This is a genomic window from Gemmatimonas sp., from assembly GCF_036405635.1.
GTDB lineage: Bacteria > Gemmatimonadota > Gemmatimonadetes > Gemmatimonadales > Gemmatimonadaceae > Gemmatimonas.
The window spans coordinates 1-15,275 of record NZ_DASWXE010000055.1; the positions used below are offsets into that span (position 1 = coordinate 1).

A 15,275-nucleotide genomic window follows, 5' to 3' on the forward strand; every position below is an offset into this window, starting at 1 on the left:
GTGCACGTGGTGGCGGCGCTGGTGGTGGTGCAGGTGCTCACGCTGGGATATGGCATCCCGTCGTGGATGCCGTTTGGCGACAACGGTGCCAATCGCGAAGAGCGGCTGACGTACGTCGAGACGCCGCCCGACAAGCCGAGCACCACGGTGGCTGAAACCCCGGTCCCCGCGCGCACGACCACGCCGGCACCGGTAGCTCCGGTTGCCGCGCCTCCTGCGCCGGCAGGTGGTCCTCCCGTTCCCGCGATTCCCGCCGCGCCGCGTGACACCGGACGTGGTGCACCGCCGGGCAACGGGATTGGCGCCATCGATCCGAACGTGCGCGGCATCAAGCCCGGCTACGAAGATGAGCGCGTGTGGCGAGGGTTCGGTGGCGGAGGCGGTGGTGGCTCCGGTGCCGGCAACGGCGTGCGTGGTGATCGCGCGGACGGTCTCGACAGCATCATGGCTGGCGCCATCTCGGCGGCGCGCGATTCCCTCGACTCGCTCGCGCGGGCACAGGGACGTTACGGACGCGCGCCCGGCGACTGGACCAAGACCGACAAGAACGGCGACAAGTGGGGCTGGGACCAGAAAGGCATTCGCCTTGGCAAGGTCATGATTCCCAACGCGCTGTTGTCGTTGTTGCCGCTGAACTCCGCGACCGCCGCGAACATGTCTGGCAACATGTCGCGCATGGACGCCGATCGTCGTTTGGCGGCGTCACGTGAGGACATTCAGCGCATGTCGGAGCGCACGATGGGCGAGTCGGAATTCCGTCGCGTGGTGCGCGAGATGGACAAGCGCCGTGACTCCGAGCGACGCGAGCGCCTGCGTGCGCCGAGTGCGAGCATTGCGGCGCCTGTGAAGACGCCAGAGAAGAGCAGCGATCGCTAGCAGGAATTGGCTGCGCGCGTATCAGCGAGTGACAACGATGATCGGTGTTTCGGGTGAATGCAGGATCTCGTCTGGCCCATACCCACCCGACGAAATGGTCGGCAGCCAGGCTTTCAACCGATAGGTTCCTGGCGCTACCGGCGTACCTTGGCGATCGATCAGGGCCCACTGCATGGGTACACTGTGGTTGCCCCCCGGAGCGAACGTCATACTCGCCGCCGGCAGCGTGACCCAGCCGGGCGATGCCCAGGCTGTGTCGCCTGCCGTGCTTAGTGCGACCGCATTGACATAGAGAGTCTCAACTGATCCCGGGAATACCGCAGTGTGCGTCGCGGAACTGCTGTTCGTGATGGTGATCGTCAGTCGCATCATGTCACCTTGTACCACAGTGGCAGGCGCGTCTAAGGACAACCTCAATGGTGATCGCTTCGCCGGCTCGGTAGACCGATCACAGCCAAGCAGTACACCCGCGAACAACGCGGACAAGGCAACAATGCGACGCATGGCAAATATCCAAGAGGAGGGTGGAAGAATCGGGCAGTCGATCAACCCTTCACCACACCAACAGTTCTGGATGAAAGCACGTCACGCGATCGTGCGCGTAACGCACACACCGCGCCGCGGAATCCCGTGCAGATGCACAAAATTCCGCGGCGTGCGCACTCAACCGTTACGCAAATACTGAACGGCCGCCGCGATGCGAGCCAGTGAACGCTCGCGCCCCACATACTGCAGCGTTTCGAAAATGCCCGGGCTCACCGTGAGTCCCACCAGCGCCACACGCAGCGGCTGGAAGATCTTGCCGCTCGACGTGCCACGCTCCTCGGCGAGCGCACGCAGTGACTCCTCCATCAGCGCGGGCTCCCACGACGACAGCGCAGCGAGACGGGCATGGGTGGCCTCGAGAACGTCTGCCGTGGCCTCCGCATCACGCCACTGCTTCGTGACGGCATCGGGATCGTACTCCACCAGCTCGGTGAAGAAGGGCTTGGCCTGATCCACGATCTCGTTGAGGCGACGTGCTCGCACACGCAACAACTCCAGCACCCCGCAGAACCAGTCGTGCTTCGCGCGCAACTCTTCTTCCGTGGCCAGTCCGGCTTGCGCAATAAGCGGAGCCATGACCGTTGCCAGTTCGTCGATGGGGATGCGCACCAGGTGCTGGCCGTTCATCCACTCGAGCTTCTTGGTGTCGAAGATCGACGCCTTCTTCTGCAGCCCTTCGAGCCGGAACTTCTGCACCAGCTCATCCAGCGACATCACCTCGGTGTCATCGCCCGTGGACCAGCCGAGTAGCGCGAGGAAGTTGAGCATGGCCTGCGGCAGCAGTCCCTCGTGCTGATAGTCGCCCACCGCCGTGGCACCGTGGCGCTTGGAGAGCTTCTTGCCATCGGTGCCATGAATCATCGGTACATGGCCAAACTGCGGGACAGTGACGCCCAGTGCCTTGTAGAGCAGAATCTGCTTGGGCGTGTTGGAGATGTGGTCATCACCGCGCAGCACGAGTGTGACGCGCATGGCGATATCGTCCGACACAACCGCGAGGTTGTACACCGGCGTCCCATTGGACCGCAGGATGATGAAATCCTCGATGTCCTTGTTGGGGAACGCGATGCGATCGTGTACGAGATCATCCCACTCCGTGGTGCCTTCGGGCACACGGAAACGGATAGCGTACGGTTCGTTGCGTGCGAGGCGTTCGGCCGTCTCGGCCTCGCTCAACTCCGCCGTGGCACGATCGAAGCGGAATGCCTCGCCGCGAGCCTCAGCATCGGCCCGCAACTGCTCGGTGACCGCCGGCGGCGTGAAATCGCGATACGCCGCACCGGTCTCGAGCAAACGGTGCGCATCAGCGTAGTGGCGCTCGACATTCGCACCCTGATACACCACCTCTTCATCCCATGACAGGCCAAGCCACTGCAGGCCGTCGAAGATCGCACGCGTGCTTTCATCGGTGCTGCGCTGACGATCCGTGTCCTCGATGCGGAGCAGAAAGTCGGCATCGAACTTCTTGGCGTACAGCCAGTTGAAGAGTGCGGTGCGCGCACCACCCACGTGCAGGAATCCCGTGGGTGAAGGGGCAAAGCGAACGCGCGGGCGCGCCGCAGGAGTCACTGGTGTCATGGAAGTCACCGACGAAAGTCGAACAAGGAGCCCAAACAACAGACGGGTCCACCGGTCACCCGGCAGACCCGCAGTACGTACTCGGCGTTGTGGGTCCCGTTGTATCTCGCTGCAACGACGCGAGATACGCAGGACAGACTGGAAAGATACACCAGCCGGCCACATCGGGAAACACTCCCGACTGGTCGCGAGGCCTACCCTGCGTCGCCGGCGCCGGTTGCCATTCCCGCAGCCGGGGTCACAAAAAAAGATCATCCCATTGAGGTATTGTCGCGCCATCCCGCTTGGACAATCGTGCAATGTCCTTCATCGGGAGTACCTGTGAGTCAGTTGTCATCGACGAAAGAGTTGCCGACCAGCGCCTCGCATTGTCACGCCGAATTCCTGCGTGATGTCTTTGATCCGATCGGTGACTATCCGATTGGACTGGTCATCGATCAGCTGACCCAGTATGGCCTCGAAACGAAGACGTACCGAGCCTTGGCTGGAGATGGCTTCGACTACGTACGTCTGGTGCGGGACGGCGCCGCGGCGCCACGCCTGACATCGAAGCTGAACTGAGTCCGACGGCTGTTGCAACGCACAAACCCCGCACCGGCATGTCTGCCAGTGCGGGGTTTGAACGGAGAGAACGGGATTCGAACCCGTGATACAGATTACTCCGTATGCCGGTTTAGCAAACCGGTGCCTTCAGCCTCTCGGCCATCTCTCCAGATACACTCGGTGTCGCTCAACTCGTTGTTTTGCAACTTGTTAGCTCGCCACCGCCGCCAATGGTCCGGCTTGCACCAGGACCGAGGCAGGTCGGCAATGTAGTCACCAAGACGCCGCCGGGGCAATGGCGGCTTGCCCTATATGGAGCCTACCATGGCAAAGACCGCATCCAAGACGACCTCCAAGACCCCCTTTCCCACCCGCGTCGACCTGTCCGCCGACATCCGGACGGCGATGGGCGTGCTCCTCAATCAGCGCCTCGCTGACTTCCTGGACCTCGAGCGCCAGGCCAAGCACGCCCACTGGAACGTGAAGGGGATCCACTTCGAGCAACTGCACGAACTCTTCGACGATGTCGCGGGACTTGCCGTGAAGTGGTCAGACGACCTGGCCGAACGCGCCGTGCAGCTGGGCTGCGTGGCGGAGGGCCCGGTGCAGACCGTCGCCGAACGCAGCAAGCTGCCCGCCTGTCCGATGAACGTCGATACGCCCACGCAGTGGGTGGTGGTGGTGGCCGACGCACTCGCCGCCTGCGCCAACGCTGCTCGCGAAGACATCGACACGGCCGATGATGCGGGCGACGCCATCACCGCCGACCTGCTCACCCGCATCACGGGTGAGGCCGACAAGCAGCTGTGGTTCGTCGAGGCGCACCTCGAGAAGCAGTCGTAACAGCGAGTGGGGCAGCGGTTGCCGGTCAGCGGTTGCCGAGCGTGGAATCGCGCTTGGCCTTGAACTCGGTACCCGGCTTCCATGTGGGCCAGCTGCTGGCCGTGAGCACACGATAGCCCACGTCCAGCAGCACCCGCGTGTCGGCCACGGCACCGGTGAGATCCCAGTCGGCCTTCACTTCGTCGCTGGGCTTGTGATAGTCGCGTGAAGCATACTCTTCGCGCTTGGTCATGCCGTACGTGGAGTCCTTGCCCACGAATTTCACGCCCGACTCGGTATACAACGCGGGCACGCCCTGCTTCGCGAACTCGAAGTGATCGGAGCGATAGAAGAAACCCTTCTCCGGCTCCTGATCACGCACGATGGTGCGACTGGCGGGACGCAACACTTCGGCGAGCACATCATCCAGCGTGCTGTTGCCAAAGCCGATCACGGTGAGGTCGCTGGTGCGCCCCCACTGATTGAAGCCGTCCATGTTGATGTTGGCCAGTACACGCGTGAGCGGCACCGGTGGCTGTGCCGCGAAATAGCGCGCGCCCAGCAACCCGTTCTCCTCGGCGGTGAGGGCCACGAACATGGCTGAACGCTTGGTCTTTGGTGTGATGGCCGTGAAACCCTTCGCAATGGACAGCAACTGCGCGACGCCTGAGGCGTTGTCGAGCGCGCCGTTGTAGATCTGGTCGCCGGTGATCGTGGTGTCGCGGCCGAGATGATCCCAGTGCGCCGAGTAGATGACGTACTCGTTGCGCAGTGCGGAATCGGATCCCGGGACGGTGGCCACCACATTGCGTGATTGCACCGTGCGCGTCTCATTGCGCAGGTGAATGCGTGCACGCGCGCCCAATGGTACCGGCGTGAAATCCTTGCGTTTCGCGGCCGACTTGAGCGTCTCGAAATCCTTGCCCACCGCCTTGAACAGCTCTTCGGCGCGCTGGCGGGTGATCCAGCTTTCGATCTTCACCCGGTTTGCGTTGCCGTCCGGTGCCTTGATGTCGAAGTTCTCGCGCGACCAGCTGCTGCTCACGACTTCGTACGGATAGCCCGCCGGTCCTGTCTCGTGGATGATGATGGCGCCCGCAGCGCCCTTGGCCGAGGCGATCTCGTACTTGTAGGTCCAGCGGCCGTAGTACGTCATGGCGCTGCCCTTGAACATCGTGCTGTCGAGCTTTGTGCTGTCGGCCTGGTCGGGCACGGCCGGATCGTTGATCAGCATGACGAGCACTTTGCCCTTCATGTCGACGTTCTTGTAATCGTTCCATCCGTACTCCGGCGCGTCGACACCGTAGCCCACGAACACCATTTCGGCATCGACATCCACCGTGGGCTGCTCGTGACGCGACACGGCGATGTAGTCGGCCGGGAAGGACAGTGCGATTTGTCTGGAGCCGATGTGAAACGAGGCTTCTGGGTGTGCGGTGAAGCCAAGTAGTGTGACGTTCTGTATGAACGATCCGTCGGGCATGCCGCCGGAGAGCCCAAGCGCACGGAACTGCTGTTCGAGATACCGCACGGTCTTTTCTTCACCCGGCGTAGCCGGAGCGCGGCCTTCCAGCGAGTCATCGCTCAGCGCCTTGACGTGCCGCAGCAGGTCATCCGCGGTGATCGCCTCGTACGCTGCGGTAAGGGCTGGATCGGAGGGCGTGTCGGTGCTGCCATTGTTGCCGGCATCTCCGCTGCAGGCGGTAACGGCGGCGAGCGCGATCGGCAACAACGCGCAGCGCATCGGGAACCGCCTGGCGTGGTGTTTCACGGCGTGCAGTGTGAGCATGGCGAGTGGCGTGAAGGGCGAGTGGATGGCGGGCGCTTTGGGGAGGGCTTGCGCAGGCTCAGCGGGTGGCTGCGGGGAAGTCGAGGCGCCAGATGCGGCCTTTCTCACCGCCGACCCACACGGTGCGGTCAATGGCGCTGACTCCTGTCGTGACCACATTGGCGAAGGTGGTCCATTCACGGCCCGCACTGGTGGAGTAGAAGGCTCCGCCATAGCTCACCGCGACGATGGTGTTGTTGCCGGCGCCCGGCACCCACGACACACCGGAGAGCGAACCGGGAAGCGGCGGACGATTGCCGAGTGTCCAGGTGCGTCCGCCGTCAGTGGTGATGCCGACGACCTTGGTGGAGGTGTCGGTGCGCAGGCGGTTGATGTCGGCGGCGACGGCCACACCACGATCGCCGATGAACGACACGCCGGTGAGACCGGCCACGGTGCCACGTACAAACGGTGTTTCGAGCACGGACCAGGTGGCACCGGCGTTGGTGCTCTTGAACAGGCGTGCGCCGGGGGCGCCTGTGGCCACGTACGCTGTGCGCGCGTTGGCGTGTGCCACGCAGAGCCCACTGGCCGCAAAGGCGCCTTCACTGGGCAACGGCGCGGGGACGACACTCTCGGGGAGCAGTGTCCATGTGCCACCACCATTGGTGGTGCGCAGGATATGTGTGCGGCCTGCCGTGGCATCGCCGAACACGAGTCCTTCACGGCTATTGCCAAACGAGAGGCAGTCGTAGAACGCGGCGCTGTCGCGATTGATGAACTGCAGCGCCCACGTCGATCCGCCATCACTGGTGCGATAGATGCGTGACGCGGTGCCGTTGCCAATGGACAGCACCCATGCCGTGTCGGCGTTGATGGCGTGCACATCGCGGAACTGCAGCGAGTCACCGGCTGGTGTCATGCGACGCTGCCATGTGGTGCCACCGTCGAGGGTGCGCAGCACCACGCCGCCGGGGCCGGACGCCCACACCACGTTGGCGCTGGTGGCGTGCACGGCCTGAATGAGCTGCGTGACGCCGCTCTGTTGCTCGGTGATGCGCGGGGCGGTGCCCTGCGCGTTCGCGCGTGCACTGGCGAGGGGCACAAAGAGCAGTGCCGCGCGGCAGAGGGTGCGGCCAGCGCGCGACGTCGCGAGTGGGGTGAACAGGGAGGGGATCATGCGCCAAGCTACCGCGCGTCCCGGGAGCGGGGCAGGGCAGAGTGCCCGGCCACGCCCGGTTCCTCGAAGTCCGACATGGCCGCGAATCCCGCGCCGATCAGGGCCCCGGCAATACTGCCGAGTTGGGTGAGTGCACCATCGGCGCTCGTGCGATCCTTGCGACGGACGAACACGCGGTCGGCGAAGAGCGCACCGGCAATGACGCCGCGCGACGTGCGTAGCGAGGGCCCAAGGCATAGCCGATGATGCCAGCGCCAATGCCCGAGCCGATGGCCACCTTGCCGCCGGTGCGCAGATGGTTGGCGGAGCGGCGACAGTTGCCGTACTCGGGGCGCATGGGGTCGCACAGGCCCTCAGTCTCCTGCCGCTTGAAGACACCGCCCGCTGCCGCCAGGCCGCCGGTGGTGAGGATGGCGAGATCGGCGAACAGGCCCGCACTGGCCGCTTCACCATCGCTGAGCCCGCGAGCCTGTACGAAGCCGGCGACGGTACCGCCGATGGCCCCCGTGAGCACGGACGCTCCCCACGCGGCGCCGCTGTTGGCACCCGCGATGCCCGCCACGCCAAGACCAGCCAATGTGCCACGTGTGCCACCGTGCGACGCACGAAGGGCCTGGGCCCGTGTGACGGCGCGATTCTTGACGGTGCGCGCTGCGACGAAGAACGACGCGCCGGCACCGAGGAAGTAGCCACCCGCGGCGGCCGCACCACCGCTTTCGCTGAACAGCGCGGCGGTGGCGGGACCGTAGGCCATCAGGCCGAGCAATGTCTGGTTGCTTCGCGAAACGCACCGGTCACCGGCCATGCTGGTGCGGTGAGGCTCAGTCGCGATACCAGCTGCCGTGTGATCGTGGTGATGCGTCCGGCCGAATCGAACGGGACGACCGTTTCGATGATGGGAGTGGACTGCGCGCGAGGAGGTGTCGCTATCGCGCTCTGCAGCGTGCCACTGATCAGAACGGCCCATGCGAATGCCGTGGGGATCCCCCTGTGGCGTGGCAACCGACCGGGCGCGCGGAGGAGGGGAAGATGCATCGTCTACAGAAAAATTGGGCAGGGCGAGTCCGATGAAGAGGCGATCGCACGTGAACTGTGCGAGGAGCTTGGCGGGACAGTGGTGCAGGTGGCTGCACCGATGGCGCCGATCGTCGATGAGCTGCGGTGACGTGAAGCCTTGCCAGCGCTGGTGTTTCTGAATCAGTCCTTGCACCTCGGCGATGCTTTCGGAGACGCTGAGACCAAACAGCGAACGACTGGACATGGCGATGCGCGAGGTGCGTCGGTCGTCGAGGAAGGCCAGCACCTCGGAGAGCAGTTCTTGGCACGACAACGCCCCCACTTCGCATGGTGCGAAACGGGGGCGTGTCATAGCGGGGAGGGTGGGATTCGAACCCACGGAACCGTTGCCGGTTCGCCGGTTTTCAAGACCGGAGCGATCGACCACTCTGCCACCTCCCCAAACTCAAAAAATCGAATCAACCAGTAGTGCATGTCGTCTTACGTGATTGGCGCTCCTCGGCGTTGGGGACAGGATTTGGAAAGAAAACATAGCATTTTGTCGTCGTTGGGGACAAGGTAGGACGCCTCTGGGAATAGCGTAAGTGCGTCAGCGAGTGGCGGCATTCGCTCTGCATTCACAACGTCAGCAGGACGCAGTGATGCCGTTCCTGGAAGAAGCGCACGAATGCAGAGACCGTCTATCTCCCCGGAATTACTCCGCTGCTGATGTATCCTGCCGGACGTCTCGCGCGAGAGGCTTGGGCCGCCAGCGAGTCCGCAACGCAACTTCGCGCAGCCTCGCGCCATCGCCGTTTCGAAGAGAGTCGGCTATCGATAGCTACACATCTACGTCGTTCGGCCAGATGGCACAGAGCTACTGAGAGGCTGCTAGACCAGAGTCGCATTGAGAGCGAGAGGCCATTCACGCTTCCAGCGGATCCTGCCACGGTGGTGATTGTGAGGAATCCAGAGTCTGCCTGAAGCCTCTGCCAAGCCCGACCAACTCAACCCATCGAGTGGCGGGCCTTTTCTCTTCATAACGATACGGGCCGAAACTGCCTAAGTCCTCGCGGTGGGGAAATAGCGTTGTCGGGCCCATAGGGCCACATAGACGAGACCAATAAGCGCAGGGACTTCGATTAGCGGTCCCACCACCGCCGCCAGTGCCTCTCCGGATCCGATGCCGAATGTTGCCACCGCTACGGCAATCGCCAGTTCGAAATTGTTGCCGGTCGCCGTGAAAGCCAGAGCGGTCGTACGCTCATAGTCGAAGCCCATGCGGCGCGAAAACCAGAAGCCGAACCCGAACATCAGCAGGAAGTACACGAGCAGCGGGACCGAGATACGGACCACATCCAGCGGCAATTCGACGAGACGATGACCCTGCATCGCAAACATCAACACGATGGTATACAGAAGACCAAGTAGTGCCGTCGGTCCAATGCGGGGCAAGAAGACGTTCTCATACCACACGTTCCCGCGACGAGCCACCAGCAGGCGACGTGTCAGATAGCCCGCGAGCAGTGGAATTCCGAGAAACACAAGGACACTGACCGCGATCTGCCCCATGGTGACATCAAGCGCGGCAGTCGTTCCACCAAACCAACCAGGGATAACCGACAGAAAGAGCCACCCCAGCACGGAATAGGTGAGGATCTGGAACAAAGAGTTGAGCGCGACCAGCACCGCCGCCAGTTCCGCTGAGCCGCACGCCAACGAATTCCAGATCAGCACCATGGCGATACAACGCGCCAGCCCAATGAGAACGACACCGTTGCGATAGGCTGGGAGATCTGGGAGAAAGAGCCACCCCAGCGCCAGCATCAGCAGCGGACCCACCACCCAGTTCAACACCAACGAAGTCCACAACAATCGGCCATCGCGGACATGGTCGCCAATAGTTTCGTATCGCACTTTTGCCAAGACCGGGTACATCATCCACAACAACCCGACTGCAATCGGCACCGACACACCCGCGACGTGCACATGATCCAGCATTGCGCCGAGGTCGGGAACGGCACGGCCTAACGCCACCCCGGCGAGCATCGCCAAGAGAATCCACACGGGCAACAACCGGTCCATGGTCGACAGCCGACCAGTCACCGCCGTCATGTTGTGGCACCACCCGAGCGGAGAAAGTCCCCAAACTCACTGGGCAATCCAACCGTGGTGAGTGCCTGGACGGCTGCGTCCACCTCATAGGGTACGCGCACGAATTCCACGACTGGCGCGCTTTCTCCGAGATCGACGAGCACATAACCAGCACGCGGGTCACCGTCTTTGGGGCGTCCGACACTGCCCGTATTGACGAAGTGCACGCCCCCTACTTCCCGATGCCATGGCTTGTGCGTATGCCCGAATGCCACCATATCACCCGCATTGAGTCCGGCGTTCTTCGCCATCGTCAAGCAGAATTCATCCGAGCGATCAGCCGTCCAATACAGCGTGTTCAGGGTAGGCGTCCCATGGACCAGCAGTAGACGCGGGCCCTTCACATGACCACCTAGCGGGCGCAGCTCCAGTGAGAACGGCAATGACGCCAGATACTGTTTGGTCACAGCAGATACGACCCGCTTGGTATACTCGTAGCTGATGTGCGCCAGCTCCTCTTGTCTGGGATTCTCGACCTTGCAGCCACAGTGCTTGTAGTCGGTTCCTATGGTGCTGTCGTAGTTGCCCGCAATCCCTGCAATGGCGCGCTCTTGCAGACGGCTGACGACTTCGTTGGGGAATGCCGAGTAGCCGACCAGATCCCCCAGATGATAGACCGCGCCGATGCCTTGCCGGTTGTCGATGTCCGCCAGTACCGCATCCAACGCGTGAATATTGGCGTGGACGTCAGAAATGAGAGCATAGCGCATGATCACGGGCAGCAGTCAGGGCCACAGCAGGTCTTCGGCTTGGTTGCACGAACGAAGGCGGCCATGATCTTGCCCTCCATCGCAGCAACATTGTTCGTGTCTAGTCCCGACTCTGCGAGGAACTGGCGGGCGTCTTCCACTTCGTAGATACGTGTCGGTTCAATGTCAGTGTTCGTGAATCCGGCACCCCAAAGCAGGCTGTGAAACTCCGCCTCTTCCAGTGCACCAGCCACACAGCCTACCCACAGTTCCATACTGCGGCGCACGTCTTCAGGCATCGTACCACGCACCACTACATCACTGACCGCGAAACGACCACCCGGCTTGAGGACACGGAACGCCTCTTTGATCACTGCGTCTTTGTTGCCCGACAGATTGATGACACAGTTCGAAATGATCACGTCCACGGAGTTGTCAGGCAGGGGGATGGATTCAATGTGCCCCTTGAAGAATTCCACGTTGGTGACACCGGCTTCGACCGCATTCTGACGGGCCAGCGTGAGCATATCGTCCGTCATATCGAGTCCGAACGCCTTGCCCGTAGGGCCAACGCGGCGCGCAGACAAGATCACGTCAATACCGCCACCAGAACCCAGATCCAGCACCGTTTCGCCTGCTGCCAGCTCGGCAAGCGCAGTCGGATTCCCACAGCCCAAGGACGCCAATACCGCGTTGTCTGGGAGTTCGTTGGTTTCGCCGGACACATACAGGTTCGACGTGATGGGATCCACACTGCCATTGAATGCGGCACCACCACAACACGAGCTGATCGGACCACAGTTGGCGGATCCTTCGGCCTGCAAGACTCGCCGGGCTGCTTCACCGTACTTCTCACGTACAATGTTGGTCAGCATGGAATCGGTCACATGACGCTCCATCAAAAAATGTTGATGTGTATGGTGCAGAAAATCCGAGAACAACGACGATTTACCCGCAGCAGTTGGCGACTTGCGGGAGCTTGCGACCGGTGGGCCGGAGACGCACCACCAGATCATGAATTTCCGCGAGGGCATCCGGGATGATGGTGTAGTAGCTCCAACGTCCCTCTTTGCGATCCGTCACCAATCCCGCTTCGCGTAACACCCTGAGATGAAACGACAGGCGAGATTGGGCGGCATCCAGTTCGGCTTGTAGCTCACATACACACCGCTCCCCGTCCGTCAGCATATGGAGAATCGCGAGACGGGTTTCATCGGATAGCGCGTGAAACAGTTGCACTGACCGGGTGAGATCGGGGGCGGTGGCTGGCATGATCGGATTGTATCAATATTTGTTGATTGGTCAAGAGGGGAGGTCGTGCAGCAGCAAGCGATTGCGTCACTGACTGGAAGTTCAGATTGAAATGCCCCAGCTTTCGTAGACAGTGAGTTAAGCTACTGCATGTAGCCGCTCGAAGTCGAGCGGACTGAGATAACCGAGTTGGGAGTGCCTCCGCGCAGGATTGTAAAACCGCTCAATGAAATGGAAGATGTCGGCGCGTGCGTCGTTCCGCGTGCGATAGTGCTGCCGATGCACGCGTTCGGTTTTGAGGGTCGCAAAGAAGCTTTCGGCGACGGCGTTGTCCCACCCATTGCCCGCGCGACTCATGCTGCACGTGACGCCGATATCGCGCAGCAAGCGTTGGAAGTGTTCGCTCGTGTATTGCGAGCCGCGGTCGGAGTGGTGGACGAGCGCCGTCGTGCGTCCGCGACGCCAGACGGCCATCACGAGCGCATCCGCGACGAGCTGCGCGGTCATGGCGGCTTGCATCGACCACCCCACGACGCGTCGTGAAAACAGATCGAGCACAACCGCGACAAAGAGCCACCCTTCGCCGGTCCAGACATATGTGAAATCCGCGACCCATTTCTGATTCGGGGCCGTCGCGGTGAATTGCCGATCGAGGACATTCGGCGCGAGCGTGTGCACGACGTCCGTGCGCGCGTCGCGTGGCCGCTGTCGGCGCTTCGGCTGCGCACGCAGACCGGCATAGCGCATCAGGCGCGCGATGCGCTCTCGGCCACTCGTGAGGCCCGCGTCGCGCACATCGCGCCACACCCGGCGCACGCCATACGTGCGATCACTTGCCGCAAAACTTTGCCGCATTGCCATGAGCAGCGTGTCATCCACTTGCTCGCGGATAGACGGCGGACGCGTGCACCACGCGTAGAATCCGCTGCGCGACACGCCGAGAGCGTCGCAGAGAAGCTCGACCGACCACGTGCCTCGGTGTTTCGCAATGAAACCGAACTTCACGTCGATTCCCTCGCGAAGAACGCGGTGGCTTTTTTTAGGATGTCGCGCTCCGCCTTCAAGCGCGCCACTTCGCGTCGTAACCGTGCGATCTCCGCCTGTTCGGGCCTTTGCTGCCCGACGCCAGGGAACGGATGCTCGGCATCCTCGTCTACCGCGCGCAACCATGTGCGTAACAAATTCTCGTGAATCTCCAACTCGCGCGCCGCCTGCGCGATCGACACGCCGCGCTCCCGCACTAACCGCACCGCCTCGTGCTTAAACTCGGCGGTAAACCGCCGTCGTGTCCGCTTCATGCGCCACCTCCGTTTCCAATGTAAACACCTTAAGTAGGTGTCCACGGAACCCGGGGCATTTCAGATTTTCGCACCGTATGACGCAGTTGTGACTGCAAAGGCATACTGCGCGGGTGCCGCATCTACGGACCAGTGAACCTGTCCAACTCTGCCAGTTCGGGAGTAGGCCAGATCCGCAATTGCCGATCAGCGACAAGCCTGAGTTGCTTCGCGGACTGATGTAGCCATGGCCATTCCAGTTGCGGTGGGTCTCGTCGTGTGTGGACTCGTGGTCATCCTGTGGATCCCGGGAAAAGACTGAAGCCTGTCGTCCGGGGAGGTCCAGACATGCAACAATCTGTTTGATTGGGACAAAAACCGTCCCGCTGCCTGTCATTCGCGATCGCAGGCGCGGCAATTCCAGTACCTTCCCTATACTGATGCGGAAATAGCTCTGGACAGGCCGGACGATGAACAGGTTCTTCGATTGGGTAGAGGCGCGCACAGGGCCACGCAACCCCGAGGTGACCCGCAGCTATGAATTCAGCGTACGCGAGCAGCAGGACGGCAGATACAGCATTGGCATTGGTGGACCGAGCGCGCCACGATTTGTCGGGCTCCTCCACGATCTTCCCGAATGGTTGGTGCCATGGGTGTTGGAATCGTCTAGACGAGGAACGGGCGTGCTGATCTGTGACCGTGGGCGATGGCGTATCGTGTCGCGCTGAACGAGGTGCGACAGAAGGTCCCGGGACACGTCCCACCGCTCAGGTAGAGAGTGGTGGGGTTTTGTTTGTGGGTAGAACAAGGTTGTTCGAAAGGCCAATGGGCTGAATACGCGTGAGTGTCGAAAATTCATTCACAACGCTGACCACACGGACCGCATGACGAACGGTCGCCGCAGCGTGGGAAGCACAGACCGAATGGGTGAAGCGATGAGACGCACCACGTCAGAACCGACGCACCGGTAGATCGGCACAGACCATCAGCTCACCATGGCTGGGGGGCTCTGGGGAATGACGCGGAGCTGACTACGCTGCTGCTTGTGGCCGCGCTCGCTCCCTGGACCATATGCGACAAATGGAGAGGCGGTCAGCCGTCACCAAGCACTATTGCCATTCGTACGACCAAAGGGCAATAATCAGAGATCAAGCCACACCCCACAAACCCGGGATGGGTTATATGGCAGGACTGCTCTCGTGGGGAGGCGCAGGAGTTTTTCTCTTTCTTGGCGCCGTTTTGCTGGTTGGCTGGGTCCTGTTGCAACGTGACCGCCAATCATAAACGTCAGACACCCCACCGCTCCTCTTGAGTGGTGGGGTTTTTGTTTGTGTGCCTGATCAAGGGGCCGGAGCACCCAAGAGACGAACCCTGTCTGCCCGGGAGGTCTCCACCCCACTCGAAATCACGGCGGAAAATGGTCATCGTCGTATGGCCGCAAATTCCAGCCCTTCCCAAATGCCGGAGAATCGGTCAACGCCGGGAATTGCAACACGCCCGCTATCTACGGAGTGTCATCCGGCTTGCCGTATTCATCACGCATGGCCCCCCATTTGAGGAGCCCATCGAGCACAGGACATAGTGCCTGTCCCCAG

At 62.0% G+C, this 15,275-nt stretch carries 13 protein-coding genes, 2 tRNA genes and 1 pseudogene; 4 read left to right on the forward strand and 12 right to left on the reverse strand.

Annotation, left to right across the window (positions count from 1 at the left end):
- A pseudogene (locus VGE27_RS03695) lies at nt 1-876 on the forward strand (hypothetical protein); the annotation flags it as partial.
- 21 nt (nt 877-897) lie between these two features.
- On the opposite strand, the gene VGE27_RS03700 reads toward VGE27_RS03695, so the two are convergent.
- Nucleotides 898-1,380 (reverse strand): hypothetical protein, encoded by a 483-nt coding sequence (locus tag VGE27_RS03700; protein ID WP_331048286.1) that lies wholly within the window; start codon nt 1,378-1,380, stop codon nt 898-900.
- A 159-nt stretch (nt 1,381-1,539) separates the two neighbouring features.
- Entirely contained in the window at nt 1,540-3,000 is a 1,461-nt protein-coding gene (gltX, locus tag VGE27_RS03705) for a glutamate--tRNA ligase (protein WP_331048287.1), read from the reverse strand.
- A gap of 321 nt (nt 3,001-3,321) precedes the next feature.
- Here gltX and VGE27_RS03710 point away from each other — a divergent pair, with 321 nt between their 5' ends.
- A complete protein-coding gene (locus tag VGE27_RS03710) occupies nt 3,322-3,561 on the forward strand; it encodes a hypothetical protein (protein ID WP_331048288.1) in 240 nt (79 codons plus the stop codon).
- Nucleotides 3,562-3,623: 62 nt separating this feature from the next.
- Here the strand turns inward: VGE27_RS03710 and VGE27_RS03715 are convergent.
- Nucleotides 3,624-3,712, reverse strand: a tRNA-Ser gene (locus VGE27_RS03715).
- A 155-nt stretch (nt 3,713-3,867) separates the two neighbouring features.
- Between VGE27_RS03715 and dps the strand changes: the two genes are divergently transcribed.
- On the forward strand, nt 3,868-4,386 hold the full coding sequence (gene dps / locus VGE27_RS03720) for a DNA starvation/stationary phase protection protein Dps (protein WP_331048289.1): 519 nt from the start codon (nt 3,868-3,870) through the stop codon (nt 4,384-4,386).
- A 25-nt stretch (nt 4,387-4,411) separates the two neighbouring features.
- Here the strand turns inward: dps and VGE27_RS03725 are convergent, their stop codons facing one another.
- The 3 genes from VGE27_RS03725 to VGE27_RS03735 all read right to left on the reverse strand — a co-directional run bounded on the left by VGE27_RS03725 (nt 4,412) and on the right by VGE27_RS03735 (nt 8,067).
- On the reverse strand, nt 4,412-6,154 hold the full coding sequence (locus tag VGE27_RS03725) for a M28 family metallopeptidase (protein ID WP_331048290.1): 1,743 nt from the start codon (nt 6,152-6,154) through the stop codon (nt 4,412-4,414).
- Between the two features lie 58 nt (nt 6,155-6,212).
- On the reverse strand, nt 6,213-7,313 hold the full coding sequence (locus VGE27_RS03730; RefSeq protein ID WP_331048291.1) for a hypothetical protein: 1,101 nt from the start codon (nt 7,311-7,313) through the stop codon (nt 6,213-6,215).
- A gap of 97 nt (nt 7,314-7,410) precedes the next feature.
- Nucleotides 7,411-8,067 (reverse strand): hypothetical protein, encoded by a 657-nt coding sequence (locus tag VGE27_RS03735; RefSeq protein WP_331048292.1) that lies wholly within the window; start codon nt 8,065-8,067, stop codon nt 7,411-7,413.
- A 90-nt stretch (nt 8,068-8,157) separates the two neighbouring features.
- Here VGE27_RS03735 and VGE27_RS03740 point away from each other — a divergent pair, with 90 nt between their 5' ends.
- Nucleotides 8,158-8,478, forward strand: a complete 321-nt coding sequence (locus tag VGE27_RS03740) for a hypothetical protein (protein ID WP_331048293.1) — start codon at nt 8,158-8,160, stop codon at nt 8,476-8,478.
- Nucleotides 8,479-8,684: 206 nt separating this feature from the next.
- Here VGE27_RS03740 and VGE27_RS03745 read toward each other — a convergent pair.
- The 6 genes from VGE27_RS03745 to VGE27_RS03770 form a co-directional block, all read right to left on the reverse strand.
- Nucleotides 8,685-8,771 (reverse strand) — tRNA-Ser (locus tag VGE27_RS03745).
- Between the two features lie 600 nt (nt 8,772-9,371).
- A complete protein-coding gene (gene arsB / locus VGE27_RS03750; protein WP_331048294.1) occupies nt 9,372-10,424 on the reverse strand; it encodes an ACR3 family arsenite efflux transporter in 1,053 nt (350 codons plus the stop codon).
- The gene (locus VGE27_RS03755) at nt 10,421-11,173 is read right to left on the reverse strand and encodes a metallophosphoesterase family protein (protein WP_331048295.1); all 753 of its coding nucleotides are present in this window, start codon (nt 11,171-11,173) and stop codon (nt 10,421-10,423) included. Before VGE27_RS03755 ends, arsB begins: the two co-directional genes overlap by 4 nt.
- Before the next feature lie 2 nt (nt 11,174-11,175).
- Nucleotides 11,176-12,039: an arsenite methyltransferase gene (locus VGE27_RS03760; protein WP_345787975.1), complete on the reverse strand. Its 864-nt coding sequence runs from the start codon at nt 12,037-12,039 to the stop codon at nt 11,176-11,178.
- A gap of 61 nt (nt 12,040-12,100) precedes the next feature.
- The gene (locus VGE27_RS03765; RefSeq protein ID WP_331048297.1) at nt 12,101-12,424 is read right to left on the reverse strand and encodes a metalloregulator ArsR/SmtB family transcription factor; all 324 of its coding nucleotides are present in this window, start codon (nt 12,422-12,424) and stop codon (nt 12,101-12,103) included.
- Between the two features lie 117 nt (nt 12,425-12,541).
- Nucleotides 12,542-13,701, reverse strand: a protein-coding gene (locus tag VGE27_RS03770) for an IS3-like element ISGau3 family transposase (RefSeq protein WP_331048298.1) whose coding sequence is annotated in 2 segments (ribosomal slippage) — nt 12,542-13,446 and nt 13,446-13,701 — 1,161 coding nt in all. Because the reading frame shifts where the segments join, the coding sequence is not laid out codon by codon here.
- Nucleotides 13,702-15,275: the final 1,574 nt, after the last annotated feature.

What these genes read in the sequence shown, in the direction of transcription:
- VGE27_RS03700 (WP_331048286.1), bottom strand. Translation starts at nt 1,380, where the DNA reads ATGCGTCGCATTGTTGCCTTGTCCGCGTTGTTCGCGGGTGTACTGCTT.
- gltX (WP_331048287.1), bottom strand. Translation starts at nt 3,000, where the DNA reads ATGACACCAGTGACTCCTGCGGCGCGCCCGCGCGTTCGCTTTGCCCCT.
- dps (WP_331048289.1), top strand. Translation starts at nt 3,868, where the DNA reads ATGGCAAAGACCGCATCCAAGACGACCTCCAAGACCCCCTTTCCCACC.
- VGE27_RS03725 (WP_331048290.1), bottom strand. Translation starts at nt 6,154, where the DNA reads ATGCTCACACTGCACGCCGTGAAACACCACGCCAGGCGGTTCCCGATG.
- VGE27_RS03730 (WP_331048291.1), bottom strand. Translation starts at nt 7,313, where the DNA reads ATGATCCCCTCCCTGTTCACCCCACTCGCGACGTCGCGCGCTGGCCGC.
- VGE27_RS03735 (WP_331048292.1), bottom strand. Translation starts at nt 8,067, where the DNA reads ATGGCCTACGGTCCCGCCACCGCCGCGCTGTTCAGCGAAAGCGGTGGT.
- arsB (WP_331048294.1), bottom strand. Translation starts at nt 10,424, where the DNA reads ATGACGGCGGTGACTGGTCGGCTGTCGACCATGGACCGGTTGTTGCCC.
- VGE27_RS03755 (WP_331048295.1), bottom strand. Translation starts at nt 11,173, where the DNA reads ATGCGCTATGCTCTCATTTCTGACGTCCACGCCAATATTCACGCGTTG.
- VGE27_RS03765 (WP_331048297.1), bottom strand. Translation starts at nt 12,424, where the DNA reads ATGCCAGCCACCGCCCCCGATCTCACCCGGTCAGTGCAACTGTTTCAC.